At 65.8% G+C, this 13,296-nt stretch carries 13 protein-coding genes; 4 read left to right on the top strand and 9 right to left on the bottom strand.

The window, feature by feature from the left end; translation table 11 throughout:
- Window positions 1-24: 24 nt before the first annotated feature.
- Entirely contained in the window at window positions 25-1,878 is a 1,854-nt protein-coding gene (locus tag AC1ZV1_RS13905; RefSeq protein WP_484297251.1) for a DUF1302 domain-containing protein, read from the bottom strand.
- A 297-nt stretch (window positions 1,879-2,175) separates the two neighbouring features.
- Here AC1ZV1_RS13905 and AC1ZV1_RS13900 point away from each other — a divergent pair, with 297 nt between their 5' ends.
- From AC1ZV1_RS13900 to AC1ZV1_RS13885, 4 genes are all read left to right on the top strand, one after another.
- Entirely contained in the window at window positions 2,176-3,498 is a 1,323-nt protein-coding gene (locus tag AC1ZV1_RS13900; protein ID WP_484297250.1) for a CapA family protein, read from the top strand.
- A 54-nt stretch (window positions 3,499-3,552) separates the two neighbouring features.
- Window positions 3,553-4,233 carry a response regulator gene (locus tag AC1ZV1_RS13895; RefSeq protein ID WP_484297249.1) on the top strand — a complete coding sequence of 227 codons (681 nt, stop codon included), beginning with the start codon at window positions 3,553-3,555 and terminating at the stop codon, window positions 4,231-4,233.
- A gap of 118 nt (window positions 4,234-4,351) precedes the next feature.
- Window positions 4,352-5,026: a polysaccharide lyase family 7 protein gene (locus AC1ZV1_RS13890; RefSeq protein ID WP_484297248.1), complete on the top strand. Its 675-nt coding sequence runs from the start codon at window positions 4,352-4,354 to the stop codon at window positions 5,024-5,026.
- 213 nt (window positions 5,027-5,239) lie between these two features.
- Window positions 5,240-5,836: a GNAT family N-acetyltransferase gene (locus AC1ZV1_RS13885; RefSeq protein ID WP_484297247.1), complete on the top strand. Its 597-nt coding sequence runs from the start codon at window positions 5,240-5,242 to the stop codon at window positions 5,834-5,836.
- A 17-nt stretch (window positions 5,837-5,853) separates the two neighbouring features.
- On the opposite strand, the gene AC1ZV1_RS13880 is transcribed toward AC1ZV1_RS13885, so the two are convergent.
- From AC1ZV1_RS13880 to AC1ZV1_RS13845, 8 genes are read right to left on the bottom strand one after another with little or no spacing between them, the layout of a single operon-like run.
- Entirely contained in the window at window positions 5,854-7,356 is a 1,503-nt protein-coding gene (locus tag AC1ZV1_RS13880; protein WP_484297246.1) for an aldehyde dehydrogenase family protein, read from the bottom strand.
- Window positions 7,353-8,405, bottom strand: a complete 1,053-nt coding sequence (locus tag AC1ZV1_RS13875; protein ID WP_484297245.1) for an aminoglycoside phosphotransferase family protein — start codon at window positions 8,403-8,405, stop codon at window positions 7,353-7,355. The genes AC1ZV1_RS13880 and AC1ZV1_RS13875 overlap by 4 nt, the downstream gene beginning before the upstream one ends.
- Before the next feature lie 4 nt (window positions 8,406-8,409).
- Entirely contained in the window at window positions 8,410-8,754 is a 345-nt protein-coding gene (locus AC1ZV1_RS13870; protein WP_081518261.1) for a cupin domain-containing protein, read from the bottom strand.
- 32 nt (window positions 8,755-8,786) lie between these two features.
- Window positions 8,787-9,167, bottom strand: a complete 381-nt coding sequence (locus tag AC1ZV1_RS13865; RefSeq protein ID WP_484297244.1) for a cupin domain-containing protein — start codon at window positions 9,165-9,167, stop codon at window positions 8,787-8,789.
- A complete protein-coding gene (locus tag AC1ZV1_RS13860; RefSeq protein ID WP_484297243.1) occupies window positions 9,160-10,461 on the bottom strand; it encodes a nucleotide disphospho-sugar-binding domain-containing protein in 1,302 nt (433 codons plus the stop codon). The genes AC1ZV1_RS13865 and AC1ZV1_RS13860 overlap by 8 nt, the downstream gene beginning before the upstream one ends.
- A gap of 43 nt (window positions 10,462-10,504) precedes the next feature.
- Window positions 10,505-11,584 carry an ABC transporter ATP-binding protein gene (locus AC1ZV1_RS13855; protein WP_484297242.1) on the bottom strand — a complete coding sequence of 360 codons (1,080 nt, stop codon included), beginning with the start codon at window positions 11,582-11,584 and terminating at the stop codon, window positions 10,505-10,507.
- A complete protein-coding gene (locus tag AC1ZV1_RS13850; RefSeq protein WP_484297241.1) occupies window positions 11,577-12,383 on the bottom strand; it encodes an ABC transporter permease in 807 nt (268 codons plus the stop codon). The genes AC1ZV1_RS13855 and AC1ZV1_RS13850 overlap by 8 nt, the downstream gene beginning before the upstream one ends.
- On the bottom strand, window positions 12,376-13,248 hold the full coding sequence (locus AC1ZV1_RS13845; RefSeq protein WP_484297240.1) for an ABC transporter permease: 873 nt from the start codon (window positions 13,246-13,248) through the stop codon (window positions 12,376-12,378). The genes AC1ZV1_RS13850 and AC1ZV1_RS13845 overlap by 8 nt, the downstream gene beginning before the upstream one ends.
- Window positions 13,249-13,296 lie beyond the last annotated feature (48 nt).

Below are 13,296 nucleotides of genomic sequence, written 5' to 3'. Positions count from 1 at the left end.
GTCCAAGACTGGAGCTGGCGGGCATCAGAAACTGACGCCCAGGCTGACGGCGAGGAAATCGCGGTCGGTGTTCACGTTGTAATCGCCGCCGAAGTAGTCGGTGTAACTGATGCTGGCGGTGTAGCGGCTCAGGTACTCGGCATCGACGCCGACGCTGATCGACTTGTCGCCCTCGTTGAACGTCGGGCCGTAGCCTTCCACATCGTGGGAGAACGCCAGGTTCGGTCGCAGCGAGACACCGCCGATCAGGTCGTTGTATTCCAGGCCCGCGCGCAGGCGATAACCCCAGGAGTTCTGGGTGTAGAAGCCCTTGTCGTTGCACTGATCGGGGTTGGCGGTGTTCACCACCTTCTCGCACAGCGCGTTGCCCGACAGGCCCAGCAGGGACGAAGTACCGGCGCTGGCCAGCTCACCGTTGCCGTACACGCTGCTGCGGCCGAAGCGCAGTTCCGAGCCATCGGTGGAGCCCAGGTCACCGATGTGGCCGAAGCCGATCTCGCCGACCAGGGTCAGACGTTCGGCACGGATGACCGGGATCTGGTCGAAGGTGTTGGTGAAGGTCATCTGCGCCTGGGTATAGGGCATGCGCTTGTAGCCCTGGATCAGCGAACCGTAGCTCGAATCCGCCCAACCGCTGGCGAAGATCGGCAGGCCGGCGTTGACCAGGGCGCTGGTGGACGCCGATCCAAGGGTGGCAGCGCCGGAGACGTCGCTGGAGTTGATGCCCATGGGCATGTTCGGCCGATAGCTGATCTCACCCTGCACCGCCGTACTGCCCCAGGTGGTGTTGAAGCCCAGGCCGTAGAGACGGATGTCTTCCGGATAATCCAGGTACCAGCTGGCGGTGCTGCGGCCGCCCTGCCCGATCAGGCCACCGACAGGGTCGGCCAGGGCGCCCTTGCCCACCACCCAGTTACTGGTCGGGGTCCGGCTGTGGTAGTTCATCGCGTAGGCGGAGAACTCGGTATCGTTGACCATCCAGCGCAGCGCCACGCCGAACTGGCCGCCGTCGCGGGCGTCATGGTCGCGGGTGCGCGGCACATAGCCATAGCCGCCCTTGATGCCGGTGCCGTCGATGTCGCGGTCAAAGTCGCTGCCGTTCACCGCCATGTTGATGTCGCAGCCCTTGGCCGCCACGTCACTGCCAAAGAAGGTGCCGCAGTTGTCCGGCACGGTCTTCTCCCACTCGAGTTGGTAGAAGGCTTCCATGGACAGGGTGTCGGTGAGCCCCTGGTTGAAATACAGCATGCTCACCGGGATCAGCGCTTCCTTCACCTCGGAGCCGGGGCGGCGCAGTGCGGCCACGTCGACCGGGTTGATCGAGTTGATGCCGTTCTGGATGAAGGTGCTCTCGCCCCAGCTCACCACCTGCCGGCCCAGGCGCACGGTGCCGGGCAGGTCGTGGAATTCGTAGTTGTGATAGACGAAGGCGTCGAGCAACTGCGCACCGGATGAACGCGCAGCCATGTCACGGCCACTGTCATCGATGTCGTAAAGCGGGCGGTGCTCGTCCTTGAGTTCGAAGTCGTACCAGTACTTGCCGCGCAGGAACAGGCCGCTGTCGCCGTACTTCAGTTCCAGGTCGTGCAGGCCCTTGAAGATCTTGGAGAAGGTCTCGCCCTTCTTGAAGTTCAGGCGGCCGTCATCGGAGGTCTGGCTGGACGCGGTGCCGCCGTTGCGCGTGCCGATGAATTTCTTGTCCGGGCTGTCCATCGCCCAGCTCGCGCCGATGGACAGGGTCGAGTCGAAGCGCCCCTCGATTTCCCCCACGTTGAAGCTCACTGCCTGAGCCGAAGATGCCCCGCCAAGGGCCATGCTGGTCGCCAGCGCCAGCGCGTGCGGCCTGAAGCCTGCGGCGCCGGTTATTGTTCTTTTCATGCTGCTCTCCGCCTGGATCGTGCTGGTCACGGCAAGCCGTGCCACCCCTGCTCCGCGGCTCGTGGGCCGGGAGGCGGTCGCATGGTAAGAGCGCTGTCACAACGCTGACTTCTGAAAAAAAGTGATGCCCATAGCCAGAATGAAAACGCCGGCATCTCGCCGCTTGCGAGGCTTCGCGGGTGCGGCTCTGCGGGTGATAACCGACAGCTATCGCGATACCCAGGATTCAGCCGACCCAGGCCGCGCATTGCCCTAAAGTCCGCCGCCATCAGCGATTCCCTGACCCTGAGGTGGACCATGAAGATTGCGTTGACCGGTGACAGCATCCTGCAGCGCCGCCTGAACAGCCGTGACGATGAAACCCTGCGCCCGCTGTTCGACCTGCTGCGCGGTGCCGACGTCAGCTTCACCAACCTGGAAGTACTACCCAACGACTTCCAGGGCGACGCCGTGCTGGAAAGCGGCGGCTCGCACTTCGGCGCGCCGTCGTGGATTCTCGACGAGCTGGTGGACGGCGGCTTCGACCTGTTCTCGACCGCCAACAACCACAGCCTGGACTACGGCATTGCCGGCCTGCACGCCGCCCATGCCCAGCTGGACAAGCGCGAGCTGCTGTTCGCCGGCACCGGCCGCAATCTCGAGGAAGCCCGCCGCCCGGTGTACTGCACCAAGCCTGCCGGCACCGTCTCGCTGCTGGCCTGCACCTCCACCTTCGGCAAAGGCCAGGAAGCCAGCGAGCAGACCCGCGACATGCCCGGCCGCCCCGGCCTCAACCCGCTGCGCTACGACACCGTGCACCAGCTCGACGGTGCGCAGATGGAGGCCATGCGCGGCATCATCGCCAGCCTAGGCCTGGACCGCCTCTACCAGGGCGCAGTGGACCTGGGCTTCGCCCACCCGATTCCCGATCCGTCGCTGGCGGTGTTCGGTCCCTTCACCCCGTTGCTGTTCCGCCAGGGCGAGAGTGCGCGCCTGCGCACCCTGCCGCGCAAGAAGGACATGGACGACATCCTGCGCTGGGTTGAGGAAGCGCGGCTGATGTCCGACGTGGTGGTGCTGAGCATCCACGCCCACGAACTCGGCCACGACGCGTCCGGGGAATGGAACCTGGAAGCCGCCGCCGAATTCATCCAGCCGGTAGCACGGCGCATGATCGATGCCGGCGTCGACATCGTGGTCGGCCACGGCCCGCACCTGCTGCGCGGCATGGAGATCTACAACGGCAAGCCGATCTTCTACAGCCTGGGCAACTTCATCGGCCAGAACGAGCTGGTGGAGCGCCTGCCGGCGGACAGCTACGAGCAGTTCCGCGTAGACCGCAACCAGACGCCATCGAAGGTCTTCCTGCAGCGCACCCAGAACGACACCCGCAGCTTCCCTTCCGATGCGCGCTTCTGGGAAAGCCTGGTGCCGGTCTGCCAGTTCGACGGCGGCCGCCTTACCGGCATCGAACTGCACCCGGTGAGCCTGGGCCTGGGCGAGGCGGTACACCGCCGCGGCCGCCCGCGTCTGGCCGAAGGCGAACACGCACACGCGATCCTGCAGCGCTTTGCCGCGCTGTCGGAGCCCTACGGTACTCGGCTGTCGGTCGACGGCACGATTGCGCGCGTCCAACTCTGACCGCGCAGCGCGTGGCGGCCACAAGCTGCCACGCGCCCTCTTCTTCTCGCACTCATGACCACAGCCCGCATTCTCATCGTCGAGGACGACCTGCGCCTCGCCGCCCTCACCCGCGATTTCCTCGAGCACCACGGACTCCGCGCCGGCATCGAGGCCGATGGCGCGCGCGCCGCCGACCGGGTACTGGACGAACGCCCGGACCTGTTGATCCTCGATCGCATGCTCCCCGGCGAGGACGGCCTGTCCATCTGCCGGCGCCTCCGCCCGCGGTATCAGGGCGCGATCCTCATGCTCAGCGCGCGCTCGGAAGACACCGAACAGATCGACGGCCTGGAAAACGGCGCCGACGACTACGTCTGCAAGCCGGTGCGCCCGAGCCTGCTGCTGGCCCGCGTGCGGACCCTGCTGCGCAGGCCACGACTCGCCGCCGAGTCGGCTGATCGGCTGGAGCGCTCCGGCCTGGCACTCGATGCCCGGCAGCGCGAAGTGCACCGCGATGGCGAGCGAATCGACCTCACCGGCGCCGAGTTCGACCTGCTCTGGCAACTGGTCAGCCACGCCGGCCAGACCCTCAGCCGCGACGACCTGCTCCTGGCGCTGCGCGGCATCGCCTGGGACGGCATGGACCGCTCGGTGGACGTACGCATCGCCCACCTGCGCGCCAAGCTGGAGACAAACCCGCTGCGACCGCTGATCGTCACGATCCGTGGCAAGGGCTATCGCTTCACGGGATAGCGACGGCTTCCCTCTGCGAAAAGCCAATTGGGCCAATGACCGCCCAGCCGAAATTTCGTCGGCCGGGGAACCCCACCCAGTCAAACCCAGCACCCCGACAGCAGCAGGAGTGCCCGATATGACCGTCAACATCGACAACCTCAACATCGCCCTGCCCGTGGGCAAGACCCCGACCGACACCGTCTCCATCGAGATACCCGGCCCGCAGGCGCTGGCGCAGTATGCGAACCTGGTCACGCGCTTGCCGGACGGCAGCCTGCAACTCACCGCGCCAACCAAGGGCGTGGCGAGCAAGAGCGTCCACCGCACCCGTTGTGAGTGGAAAGAACCTATCTACTGGGCCCTGAGCAGCGCCACCGAGCACGTGAACCATCAACTGATGAGAGTCACCCAGGTGAACTCGGCGCAGAAAGTGGTGATTGCGCAGATGCATGTGAAGGACGACGACAGCCCGCTGCTCAAGGTTTTCTGGCAAAAAGGCAAGCTGACCATGGGCTTCCGTCAGAATTTCAACCAGACCGATCCGGTCAACAGCACCGTGCTGGACAACGTGCCACTGAACACTGACTTCGACATCCTGATCCTGGCCACCTCGGCGCTGACGCTGACGGTGCAGGCCAGCTGCAATGGGCGCAACTCCACCATCACTCCCATGATGCTGGACGCCAGTTGGGCAGCCCGGGTGTTTGACTTCCACGGCGGGGTCTACAACCAGATCGACTTCACTGACACGACGCTGGCGAGCGATGCGTCGGTGTGCGTGATCAAGGACCTGCAGATCAGGCATGCGTGAGCGTGCGGCGAGTAGCCCCTTGCGGGCGTTGTTCGCGGACATGGCCCGCTCCTGCAGGGTGCCACGGGCGCTCTGGACGCGCGGGAGCGGACCATGCCCGCGACATCCAGAGCGATGCGACCCACTCTCGCCGGCACACGCTGACCTGCCGCGCCTACAGAAAAGCGTCGGTATCCGGTAGGCTGTGAGGGCGCCCATCCAGAGCCTGTCAGCATGCCCGCCCTCACCTGCCCCCACCTGATCGGTAACCACGTCGAACTCCTGCCCTTGCGCGCGGAACATGCGCAGGCGCTGCTCGAAGCAGCCGCCGATGGCGAACTATGGAACCTCAAGGTCACGGTGGTGCCCGGCCCGGATACCGTCGCGGGCTATATCGCCAAGGCCGAGAAGGGACTGGAGGAAGGTAGCGTCCTGCCCTTCGCCATCCTCGATCGCCGCACGGGCAGGATCGTCGGCAGCACGCGCTTCTGGAAGGTCGACCGCGCCAACCGCAAGCTGGAGATCGGCCACACCTGGCTCGCCCTGTCGGCCCAGCGCACGCCGATAAACACAGAGGCCAAGCTCCTCCTGCTCCGCTACGCCTTCGAGCAAATGGACTGCGTGCGCGTGCAGTTCACCACCGACGAACTCAACGAAAAATCCCGCGCCGCCATCCTGCGCCTCGGTGCAGTGCAGGAAGGCATCGTCCGCCACGAGCGCATCATGCCCGACGGGCGCAAGCGCAACTCGGTGCGCTTCAGCATCATCGACAGCGAGTGGCCGGAGGTGAAGGCGCGGCTGCTGGAAAGGCTCGGCCGCGCCCCGGCCTGATCTCATTGAGGATCAGATCAGCCCTGGTAGAACACCTCATCGCTGTAGGGGTACCACCAGGAGTGGATCTGCGGCTGGTGGTCGATGATCACCATCTTCGAGCGACGGAACGCATCCAGGCCCTGCCGGCCCAGCTCGCGACCCATGCCTGACATCTTCCAGCCGCCGAACGGCAGCGCATCGTTGTCGATCAGCGGGTTGTTCACCCAGACCATCCCTGCCTCCAGGCGATCCGCCGCCTCCATCGCTTCGGCCAGGTCGGTCGAGAACAGCGAGGCGCCGAGGCCAAAGGGCGAGTCATTGGCCAGCCGTACCGCCTCGTCGAAATCCTTCACCTTGCAGATCGCCGCCACCGGGCCGAAGCATTCCTCGTGGAAGATCGCCATGGCCGGGGTGACGTCGGTGAGAATCGTCGGCTCGTAGTACCAGCCCACCGGGAACTGCTCCGGGATGCGCCCACCGCAGACCAGCGTGGCGCCCTTGGCGATAGCGTCGTCCACCAGGCGGATGACCTTGGCGCGCGCGGCCTCGCTGACCATCGGGCCGATCTCGGAACGCTCCAGCCCATGGCCGATACGCAGCGCGCGGGTGCGTTCGGCGAAGCGCGCGACGAACGCGTCGTGGACTTCGTCGACCACGTAGAAGCGCTCGGCCGAGGTGCAGATCTGCCCGCTCAGGTGGAAGGCCGCGGTCACCGCGCCGGCCGCCGCGACGTCCAACGGCGCGTGGCGGGAGATGATCATCGGGTCGCTGCCGCCGGCCTCGATCACTGCCGGCTTCATCCGCTCGGCGCAGGCCACCGCCACGGCCTTGCCGGCAGCCACGCTGCCGGTAAAAGCCACGGCGTGGGTGCGCTCGGACTGCACCAGGCGTTGCGCGGTGCTGGCATCACCCGGCACGCAGCTGACCATCCCCGCCGGCAGCACCGTGAAGTGCTGCATGAATTTCAGCGTGCACAGCGTGGTGCTTTCCGCCGGCTTGACGATGCAGGCATTGCCCGCCGCCAGCGAAGCGGCCAGGGTCCAGCACATCAGCAGGATGGGGAAGTTGAAGGGCATGATGTGCACGCTGACGCCATAAGGCTCGTAGCGCACATGCTGGAACGAGCCGAGCTGCGTGGTGCCGGCGACCTTGCCGGCCTCGTCACGGGCCATCTCGGCGTAGTAGCGGAAGATCGGCGCGCAGTTGGCCAGCTCGCCCATGGCCTCGGGGAATGGCTTGCCCATTTCCAGGGTCATCAGCCGCGCGACTTCGCGCTGGGTGGCCTGGTCGGTTTCGATGGTGTTGGCCAGTTGATGCAGGATCGCTGCGCGGGATTTCGCATCCACCCGCTTCCACGCGCGCTGGGCCGCGTTGGCCGCGTCGATGGCAGCGTCCACGTCTGCTGCGTCGCACAGAGCGATGCGCCCGACCTGCGTGAGGTCGGCCGGGTTGATGATGTCGCGCAGGCGCTGCGTCGCTACGCCCTGGTAATGCGGGCCGATGAAACGCAGGGGCAGATCAACGTGAAAGTCGGTCATGGAATGCTCCGCAGGGATTCGGGTGCAGCCAGGCGCTGGGCGATCACGTCGCTCTCCAGCGGCTGGCGCCAGTTCGGCAAATGGGTGTCGAGCAGCGCCGCCAGGGGGTGCAGCTGTTCGCTGTCGAGCGCACGCTGGAACAGTCGCAACACGCGTGGCAGGTGTTTCAGGTAGCCGTGCTTGCCGTCGCGTTTGGCCAGGCGCACGAAGATGCCCAGCACCTTGGCGTGGCGCTGCGCGGCGAGCACCTGGAAATCGGCCATGAAGCGCCGGCCGTCCACTTCCGGGCGCTGGCTGAGGTAATGGGTGAGCAGGGTCACGCGCAGGGTTTCAGGAATGTCGCGGCGCGCATCTTCGAGCAGGGACATCAGGTCGTAGGCCGGCGCGCCGAACAACGCATCCTGGAAATCCAGCAGCCCGCACGCCGCCACGCCTTCCCTGCCCTCCAGCAGCATCAGGTTGTCGACGTGGTAGTCGCGCAGTACCAGCACTTCCCGGCGCAGCGACACATCGCGCCAGAGCGCAGCGAACTCCACCAGATAGCGCTCGCGAAGCTGCGCGGCGGCCTGCTCGCCCACCAGCAACGGCGCGTACCAGTCGATGAACAGCACCGCCTCGTCCGCCAGCTTCTGCCCGTCGTAGGCCGGCACGCCTTCGGCCGCTTGCGGGCCGGCGCGGTGCAGGCGCACCAGGGCATCCACCGCGAGACGGTACAGCCCCGTCTCGTTGTGGCCGGCAGCCAGCAACCGGGTGTAGGTGGCGTCGCCGAAATCCTCGATCAGCGCCAGGCCCAGTTCTCGGTCGGCAGCCAGTACATCGGGCGCCGACAAGCCGCCTTCGCGCAGCAGTTGTGCCACCCGCAGGTACGGCGCCAGCGGCTCGGCGCCCGGCGGCGAATCCATCAGCAGCAGTCCCTTGCCGTCGAGACGGAAGTAGCGGCGCATCGAGGCGTCCGCCGGCAGCGCGGTAATGGCAGCGCCGCTCAGGCCACTGCCGGCGAGGAAGGTTTCGCGGGCGGCCGCACGGGTGGTTTCGCAAGGCAGGTTCATGGCATCACCGGATCATGTAGACCTTTTTGATGGTCTCGTGCACGGTGCACACGCCCTTCCAGTCCTTGGGGAAGAAGGCCGCAGTGTCCGGCTCGATCTCGATCACCTCGCCGGACTCGTGCACATAGGTGCAGCGGCCTTCGAGGAAGTGGCAGAACTCGTCGCTGGTCACGTGGCAGAACCACTTGCCCGGCGTGCAGTGCCAGATGCCGCACTCGGACTGGCCTTCGGGCCCCTTGTGCAGGACCACGCCGCTGACATGGGACTCGCCCTCCAGCATGGTCGGGATCACGCCCCAATCCTTGAGTTCGGTGACCTGCAGCGGGCGGTAGATAACGGGGGTCTTCATCGTTCACTCCTGAAGAGAAAGCCGCTGGCGGATCACGCCAGCATGTAGAGATTGCGAAGGGTGGAATGCACGGTGCACTCGCCGCTCCAGCCGGCCGGGAACAGCACCAGGGTGTCGGGCTCGACCTCGATCACCTCGCCCTCGTCGGAGCGATAGGTGGCGCGGCCGGCGACGAAGTGGCAGAGCTCGTCGCGGGGAATCGACAGCCGCCAGCGGCCGGGTGTACAGACCCACAGGCCGGTCTCGGGGCTGTTGTTCGGCCCCTTGAACAGCAGGCGGCCGCTGGAATGCGATACCCCTTCCAGCGCATCGGACTGCACGCCCCAATCCACCAGGTCGTCATAGTCGCGGGCGCCGCGGATGTGCGGGGCGGTGCTTGTTCCATTAAAGGAAGCGGCCTTGAACTCAGGCATGGTTCACCGCCTTGCCCTGCATGAGCTGGTCGAGGATGCGCGCGGCATCTTCCGGGCCCTTGCGCGAGCGCATGTAGTCGCTGGTGCGGGCCAGGCGCTCCTGCATCAGGTCGTCGCCCAGCAGTTGGGCGATGTTGCGCGCCAGGTCTTCCTCGCTCCAGTCATAGCGGTCCATGCGCAGGCCGTGGCCGCTCTCCTGGGCGCGCATGGCGTTGTCGTGGCCATCCCAGACGTAGGGCATGACGATGGCCGGCTTGCCGAAGAACAGGCACTCGGTGAAGCTGTTGTTGCCGCCATGATGGATCACCCCGTCGACCTGGGCGATCACCGAGGGCTGCGGGTACCAGTTGGAGACAATCACGTTGTCCGGCAGGTCGTCGTACTTCTCGACGTGCTCGCCGACGTTGAACAGCGCGCGGTACGGCAGCTTGCCCATGGCGGTGACCAGGCGCTTGAGCAGATCGACATCGCCCGAACCCAGGCTGCCGAAGCTCACGTACAGCAACGGCTTGTCGTTGTGCGCCTTGAACTGCGGGATCTCGTAGGGCTTGTCGGTACGCACGCAGCCTTGCAGGTAGTGGAACTGCCGCGCCGGCAGCGGGTGGCGGCGTTTGAACTTCACCGGGTCCGGGTAGAGCAGCAGGTTCATGTAGGGCGACTCTTCGAAGAAGGTGCCCAGCGGGTACGGACGCTCGCCACACGCGGCGAGGAAGTCGTTGAAGTCGGCGTGGATCGGCGCGATCACTTCCTCGAAGCGCTTCTGGAAGCGCGCGTGGCCGTCCTTGTCGTCCACGCTCATGCCCGACAGGTACGGCGGGATGTCCGGGTCGTGCACTTCGTTTTCCGAACAGGAGATGATCCGCACCCAGGGTTTGCCATAGTGCTTGATGGCCGGGAAGAGGATCACGTTGTCCACGCAGATCAGGTCGGGCTTGATCCGGTCGAGGATCGCCGGCAGCTCCTTCTGCGCCCATTTGGAGGTGGAAACGATGGCCTCCCAGCACTCCTTCACGTAGTTGTCGAGCTGGTCGATCGGCGCCTTGCGGAAGTTGGGGATGTGTCCGTTGATGAAGTCGGTCCAGTAGCGCGCCATCTCCTCGGCCGGCATCGGCTCGGACATGTTCACGTAGTGCTCCTCGAAGCCATAGGCGGAGTACACCCCGGTCATCCCCGGGTCGGTGAGGAATACCGCCTTGTGCCCCAGCGCCTCGCAGGCCTGGGCGATGCCGACGGAATTGAGGGCCGGGCCGTAGGCGGCTTCGGGGAAGAATGCGATGACCTTGCGTTCACTCATGGGTTGCTCTCCCGTTTGTTCTTGTCAGTCGATTGGATGGCAGTCAGTGAGTCAGCACGCGGCCATGCCGCGCATCCCAGCCCAGGCGCACCGGCATGCCGGCGGCAAGGCGCAGGAAGTCGTAGTCCGAGGACGGCACGCGGACGATCAGCGGCTTGCTCGACAGCGCCGTGTTCACATGCAGGTTGGTGTCCAGGCCGTGGTAGGCCACTTCGGCCACCTCGCCGTGGATCTGGTTGTCGGTGGCCGGTGTGGCGTCGGTGAGCACGCGAAGGCGTTCTGGGCGCAGCGCAAGGGTCACGCTCTCCGGGCTGGACTCGGCAGTGGTCTCGATGTTCAGCACCTGGTCGCCGGCCTGCAGGCGGTTGGTGCCCACGCGGCGGCCTTCGATCAGGTTGCTGACACCAATGAAGTCGGCGACGAAGCGGCTACCTGGGTTCTCGTACAGCTCGCTGGGGCTGCCGCACTGGCAGACCTTGCCGTCGCGCAGCACGGCCATGCGGTCGGACATGACCAGGGCTTCCTCCTGGTCGTGGGTGACCATGATGAAGGTGATGCCGCTCTCGTGCTGCAGGCGCTTGAGTTCCAGCTGCATCTTCTCGCGCAGTTTCTTGTCCAGCGCGCCAAGCGGTTCGTCCAGCAGCAGCACGCGCGGGCGCTTGACCAGAGCACGGGCCAGGGCGACGCGCTGGCGCTGGCCGCCGGAAAGCTGATCCGGCCGACGGTTGGCGAGCGGGCCGAGCTGCGCGGTGTCCAGCACTGCATCGACGCGCTGGCGGATCTCGGTGGCCGGCCGCTTCTCCATTTCCAGGCCGTAGGCGATGTTGCCGCGCACGGTCATGTTGGGGAACAGCGCATAGGACTGGAACATCAGGTTCAGCGGGCGCTTGTTCGGCGGCAGCGGCGAGATGTCCTGGCCATTGAGATAGATGGCGCCGGAGGATGGCGTCTCGAAGCCGGCGATCATGCGCATCAGGGTGGTCTTGCCGCAGCCGGAGGGGCCCAGCAGCGCGAAGAACTCGTTTTCGCGGATCGCCAGGGACACCTGGTCCACCGCCGTCAGGCCCTCGCCGTAGGATTTGCTCACCTGCTCCAGCACGAGCAGGTCGGATGACTTAGTCATGGGCTTTGGGCACCTTGTTCAGACGTTGGGAAGCGAACAGCGCGGTGAAGCTGACCAGCATCACCAGGGTGGCGAGGGCGTTGATTTCCGGGGTCACGCCGAAGCGGATCATCGAGTAGATCTGCATCGGCAGCGTGGTGGAGGCGCTGCCGGAGCCGGAGTTGAAGAAGGCGATGATGAATTCGTCCACCGACAGGGTGAATGCCAGCAGGCCGCCGGCCATCACGCCGGGGAAGATCGCCGGCAGCAGCACGCGGCGCGCGGTGGTGAACCAGCCGGCGCCCAGGTCGATGGAGGCTTCGAGGATCGAGTAGTCGAAGTGCTTGAGCCGCGTGCGCACCACCGCGCAGACGAAGGCGATGTTGAATACCACGTGGCTGAGGATGATCGAGTGCAGGCCCAGGCTCATCTTCAGCAGGTTGAAGAAGCTCAGCAGCGCGATGGCCAGGACGATGTCGGGGATGATCATCGGCGCCATCAGCAGGGTGTCGGCGAGGTTCGCTCCTTTCTTGCCAGGGTTGTTGCGGGCGCGCATCTCCACACCGAGAGCGAGCAGCGTGCCGAGCACGCAGGCAATGAAGGTCGAGGTCAGCGCGACGATCAGGGTGTTCAGCGCCGCATGCTGGATCGAGGCATTGGCCAGCAGCTTGGCGTACCACTTCAGCGAGGCGCCACCCCAGGCGGTGGGCAGGCCGCTGGCGTTGAACGACAGCAGGATCAGCACCAGGATCGGCACATAGAGGAAGGCGTACACCAGCCACAGGTGCGTACCGAGGGCGATACCGGACGAGTTACGCATGGCGTTCGCCCTCCGCGCCCTGGGCCCGGCGCGAAACCAGGGCCTGGATGAACAGCAGGAGCAGCATGATGCCGATCAGGAAGAAGCTCAGCGCCGCACCAAACGGCCAGTCGCGTGCGGTGAGGAACTGCGCGTAGATCAGGTTGCCGACCATCTGCACCTGCTTGCCGCCCAAGAGGTCGGCGGTAATGAAGTTGCCGATGGAGAGTACGAAGACGAACACCGCGCCGGCGGCGACGCCCGGCACCGACAGCGGCAGGATCACCCGGCGGAAGGTGGTCCAGCCGGAGGCGCCGAGGTCCCGCGAAGCTTCCCAGAGTTCGTTGTCGATACGCGACAGCGAGCTGTAGATGGCGAGGATGACGAAGGGGATGTAGTTGTAGACCAGCCCCAGCACCACGGTGGCGTCGGTGTAGAGCAGGCTGATCGGCTCACCGCTGTAACCGAGCAGGCTGAACAGGCGGTTGAGCAGGCCCTCGCGGTTGAGCAGCACGATCCAGGCGTAGGTGCGGATCAGGTAGTTGCTCCAGAACGGCAGCATCACCAGGAACAGGTACACCGCCTGACGGCGCGGCGTGGTGCGGGTGATGGCGTAGGCCGCCGGGTAGCCGATGAGCACCGCGAACAGCGTGGCAAGGCCGGCGATCTTCGCCGAGCGCAGGAGGATGTCGAGGTACAGCGGGTCCACCGCGCGGCGGTAGTTTTCCCAGGTGAATACGTAGTCGATGCCGCCATAGGCACCGCGCTCGAGGAAGCTGTAGACCAGCACCAGCAGGCACGGCAGCAGCAGGAACAGAGCCAGCCAGCCCAGACCGGGCGCGAGCAGCCAGGCCGACAGTTTTCGGTCGGCGGACAAAGCGGTCATGCGTAGTTCCCCCAACCCCGCTCAGGCGGGGTGCTTCAGGGTGATTAA

The sequence above is a fragment of the Pseudomonas sp. BB438 genome, from assembly GCF_057180225.1.
This window is presented reverse-complemented; position numbering and strand designations above follow the sequence as displayed.

Coding starts and splice junctions, on each gene's coding strand:
- AC1ZV1_RS13900 (WP_484297250.1), top strand. CDS start 2,176: ATGAAGATTGCGTTGACCGGTGACAGCATCCTGCAGCGCCGCCTGAAC.
- AC1ZV1_RS13870 (WP_081518261.1), bottom strand. CDS start 8,754: ATGAAGACCCCCGTTATCTACCGCCCGCTGCAGGTCACCGAACTCAAG.
- AC1ZV1_RS13905 (WP_484297251.1), bottom strand. CDS start 1,878: ATGAAAAGAACAATAACCGGCGCCGCAGGCTTCAGGCCGCACGCGCTG.
- AC1ZV1_RS13845 (WP_484297240.1), bottom strand. CDS start 13,248: ATGACCGCTTTGTCCGCCGACCGAAAACTGTCGGCCTGGCTGCTCGCG.
- AC1ZV1_RS13850 (WP_484297241.1), bottom strand. CDS start 12,383: ATGCGTAACTCGTCCGGTATCGCCCTCGGTACGCACCTGTGGCTGGTG.
- AC1ZV1_RS13875 (WP_484297245.1), bottom strand. CDS start 8,405: ATGAACCTGCCTTGCGAAACCACCCGTGCGGCCGCCCGCGAAACCTTC.
- AC1ZV1_RS13855 (WP_484297242.1), bottom strand. CDS start 11,584: ATGACTAAGTCATCCGACCTGCTCGTGCTGGAGCAGGTGAGCAAATCC.
- AC1ZV1_RS13890 (WP_484297248.1), top strand. CDS start 4,352: ATGACCGTCAACATCGACAACCTCAACATCGCCCTGCCCGTGGGCAAG.
- AC1ZV1_RS13865 (WP_484297244.1), bottom strand. CDS start 9,167: ATGCCTGAGTTCAAGGCCGCTTCCTTTAATGGAACAAGCACCGCCCCG.
- AC1ZV1_RS13880 (WP_484297246.1), bottom strand. CDS start 7,356: ATGACCGACTTTCACGTTGATCTGCCCCTGCGTTTCATCGGCCCGCAT.
- AC1ZV1_RS13885 (WP_484297247.1), top strand. CDS start 5,240: ATGCCCGCCCTCACCTGCCCCCACCTGATCGGTAACCACGTCGAACTC.
- AC1ZV1_RS13895 (WP_484297249.1), top strand. CDS start 3,553: ATGACCACAGCCCGCATTCTCATCGTCGAGGACGACCTGCGCCTCGCC.
- AC1ZV1_RS13860 (WP_484297243.1), bottom strand. CDS start 10,461: ATGAGTGAACGCAAGGTCATCGCATTCTTCCCCGAAGCCGCCTACGGC.